The organism is Thermodesulfobacteriota bacterium, assembly GCA_040758155.1.
In the GTDB taxonomy this organism is placed as follows: domain Bacteria; phylum Desulfobacterota; class Deferrimicrobia; order Deferrimicrobiales; family Deferrimicrobiaceae; genus UBA2219.
Genome location: JBFLWB010000187.1, coordinates 1 through 3,450, shown reverse-complemented (window position 1 = coordinate 3,450; position 3,450 = coordinate 1). Strand labels below are relative to the sequence as shown.

5 protein-coding genes are annotated in these 3,450 nt (G+C 63.6%); 1 reads left to right on the top strand and 4 read right to left on the bottom strand.

Annotated elements, in window-relative coordinates:
• A partial coding sequence (locus AB1346_12935) for a MerR family DNA-binding protein (GenBank protein ID MEW6721348.1) occupies positions 1-229 on the top strand: 229 nt, incomplete at its 5' end.
• A 24-nt stretch (positions 230-253) separates the two neighbouring features.
• On the opposite strand, the gene AB1346_12930 is transcribed toward AB1346_12935, so the two are convergent.
• From AB1346_12930 to AB1346_12915, 4 genes are all read right to left on the bottom strand, one after another.
• Positions 254-808, bottom strand: coding sequence for a chalcone isomerase family protein (locus AB1346_12930; protein ID MEW6721347.1), 555 nt, complete (start codon positions 806-808; stop codon positions 254-256).
• A gap of 67 nt (positions 809-875) precedes the next feature.
• The gene (locus AB1346_12925; GenBank protein MEW6721346.1) at positions 876-2,663 is read right to left on the bottom strand and encodes an acyl-CoA dehydrogenase family protein; all 1,788 of its coding nucleotides are present in this window, start codon (positions 2,661-2,663) and stop codon (positions 876-878) included.
• 140 nt (positions 2,664-2,803) lie between these two features.
• Entirely contained in the window at positions 2,804-2,971 is a 168-nt protein-coding gene (locus AB1346_12920) for a hypothetical protein (protein ID MEW6721345.1), read from the bottom strand.
• 207 nt (positions 2,972-3,178) lie between these two features.
• Positions 3,179-3,450, bottom strand: a 272-nt coding sequence (locus AB1346_12915) for a PLP-dependent transferase (protein ID MEW6721344.1), incomplete at its 5' end; no start/stop codon positions are given.

Sequence of the window (3,450 nt, the reverse complement as noted above, 5' to 3'; positions counted from 1 at the left end):
GTTCGTCCTGAAGGCCAAGGAGCTCGGGATCTCCCTCAAGCAGATGCAGGAGCTCGCGGAAATCTACCGGCAGACGAAGATGCCGGACACGATCATGCCGCGGCTGATCGAGATCCTCGACGGCCACACCGAAGCCATCCACCGGAAGATCCGGAAGCTGTCCTCCCTCGAGCGGGACATCCAGGAGTTCCGGAAGCGGATCGTGGAGTACTACGGCATCTCCCGGTGACCCGGACGGAAATCCCGGGCCGGCTCACCCCTTCCCGAGCATCCCCCTGGCAAGCCCCGCGTCCGCGGGCTTCTCTCCGAACCAGATCAGCAGCACCGCACGCGCCAGCGCCGGATTGCGCAGCGTCCCCAGCGCCTTGCCGTTGTGCGAGGCGGATACCGTCCCGTCGGAGCCCATGAAGACGTCCACCGTGTCTCCCGCCATGCAATCGGACTGGATCCAGGAAAGGAAGGTTTTCGCGTCCGGGGTCGGCGCTACCGCGGGAGAGTTGTTCCCGATCCCCTCGGCGAACGCCTCGACGATCTTCTCCTTCTCCACCTTCGAATGGACGAAGCGCATCCGGACGAGCTTGTCGCCGGGGTCCTTGAGCAGCTCCTCGACGGAGGACGCCTTCCGCTCCAGGTAGAGCGCCCCGACGTACACCTTGATCACGAATTTCCTGCGGATGCCCGCCCCGTTCAGGACGAGCGCCTTCTGCCCGATCGTCACCGTCGGGGCGATATCCACCCCGGCGATCTCCACCCCGTACGCCTGTGCCGACAACAGCAGGATCCCCAGCGCGACGACGAGTTTCCGCATCTCCGACCCCCGGAACCGAAGTTTCTCCATTGTAGTGGCGTTCCGGGCCGAATTCATGCCGAAATCATCAATAGATCGGGTAGCGCTCCTTCTCGAGCGTCGCGGCGGCGAGCATTCGCTTCGCCTCCAGGAGCCCCGCGGCTTCGTACCGCCCCGACCGGCGGATGCCGGTGAGCAGCGTCTTCAGCATCGCCCCCTCGCCGATGTAGAAGGCCGCGCGCCGCGCGGCGGTGGTGCAGTCCTCCTGGGCCTGGAAGGCGAACACCTTCGTCGCGGCGCCGGAAAGCTCCGTCCGCATCGCGTTCCCGGAAGCGGCGATCCGCTCCGCCCGCAGGATGGCGCTCTCGAGGGCGAAGACGCCGATGGCCAGGTCGGCCAGCGCGATCAGCACCTCCTGCTCGTCCTTGAGCTTCGCGGCGAACCGCTGGACCGCCGCGCCCGCCAGCACGAGGAAGGCGTCCTTCAGGTTGCGCAGGAGCTGCTTCTCCGCGCCGAAGGGGACGGCCGGGGGATCGGCCGCCGGGGCGGAGAGGCGGCCGACCGCCTTCATGACCTCGTCCTGCAGCGGAAGCTCCCCCTTCAGGGCGCGCTTGAGCAGGGTGCCCGGGATGAGCATCCGGTTGATCTCGTTGGTCCCCTCGAAGATCCGGTTGATCCGCTCGTCCCGGTAGGCCCGCTCCGCGGGGTATTCCTGGGTGTAGCCGTACCCCCCGTAAACCTGCACGGCGTGGTCCGCCACCTGCGCCATGACTTCGCTGCAGAACACCTTCGCGATGGCGCACTCCATGGAGTACTCCTCGATCCCCGCCTGGTACGCCTCGTAGTATCTGGGGATCCCCTTCTCCAGGGTCGAGAGCCGCTCGTCGATGATCCCGCCCACGCGGTAGGTCACCGATTCGGAGGCGTAGGTGGCCGCGACCATGTCGGCGAACTTCTCCCGGATGGCGCCGAAGGTGCCGATGGGCGCGCCGAACTGCTTCCGCAGGTTCGCGTACTGCGCCGCCTCGCCGGTGACGTACTTCGCGCCGCCCGTGACGCAGGCGCCCAGCTTGAGCCGCCCGACGTTCAGCACGTTGAAGGCGATCTTGTGCCCCTTGCCGATCTCGCCCAGGACGTTCTCCACGGGGACCTGCGCGTCCTCGAGGATGAGCGGGGTCGTGGAGGACCCCTTGATCCCCATCTTCTTCTCCTCGGGGCCGGGGGAGACGCCTGGGAAGGTGCGCTCCACGAGGAAGGCGGTGAAGTGCTCGCGGTCGATCTTGGCGAAAACGGTGTAGAGGTCGGCGAAGCTGCCGTTGGTGATGAACTGCTTCGTGCCGTTCAAAATGTAATGCTTCCCGTCCGGTGACAGCGTGGCGACCGTTCGGCATCCCAGCGCGTCGCTGCCGGCCTCCGGCTCGGTGAGGCAGTAGGCAGCGAGCCACTCGCCGGTGATGATCTTCCCGAGGTATTTCTCCTTCTGCTCCTTCGTCCCGTAGTAGACCAGCGGCAGCGTGCCGATCCCCGAGTGGGCGGCGTACGCGGTCGAGAACCCGCCGTACATCGACGATTTCTCCGCGGCGAACAGGCTCGTCGTCTTGGGCAGCTCCAGCCCGCCGTACTCCTCGGGGGCGTCGATCATGAGCATGCCGAGCTCTCCGAACTGCCGGAGCAGCTTCACCATCAGATCGAAATCGTGGCTCTCCAGCTTCTCGACGTGCGGCAGCACCTCGTTGCGGAGGAACTGCTCCGCCGTGTCGCCGATCGCGATCTGTTCCTCGGTGAAATCCTCCGGAGTGAACACCGTCTCCGGAGGGACGTCCGCGATCAGGAATTCTCCGCCCTTCAGGAGCTTCAGAGTATTCTCGGAGGCCATCGTGATCCACCTCGCGCTCGGGCTTCCCCCGTCTCCGGGGGTGCATTGAGACATCATACTTCCACTTAACGTTCATGTAAAGTACGAAGGGAAATAAAAAAAGGAGCGGCCGCAACCGCTCCCCGTTTTTGCCGTCCCGGTCACCTCTTGAGTCTTCGCCGACCCCAGATCGCGAATCCCACCACCCCCGTGCCGAACAAAATCAGCGTCCCCGCGTCCGGCGGCTGGACTCCCCCGATGGAGGCCTGCCCGACATCGCTCAACAGGGCTACGAGTGCCACCAGCATTATGATCAGGGGTGATTTCATCGCTGCTCCCTCTTCATCCGCAGTGGATAATTGCATCCCACTTCAACTAACTCGCATCAAATATTTTGCACCATTGATGCCAACGAATATTGCCCCACAACCATCTGAAATCACTACAGTTCTATTTTCGACAGCCCCGGGGAAAGAACGGAAATATTTTTTGTGGGCAATTATTTACCACTTTTATGACGTTTCGCTTCCTTTCACTTAGGTTTTCCGCAGCGCCTGGTCGAGGTCAGCAATGATGTCGTCCACATGCTCCAGCCCTATGGAAAGACGAACGAAATCGTCCGTTACGCCCGTGGCGAGCCGCTCCTCCGGCGTCAGTTGCTGGTGCGTCGTGGAGGCCGGGTGGATGACGAGGCTTTTCGCGTCCCCGATGTTCGCCAGATGAGAGAAAAGCGTCAGGGAGTCGATGAATTTCCTCCCCGCCTCGATCCCTCCCTTGATGCCGAAACCGAGGATCGCCCCGTACAGGT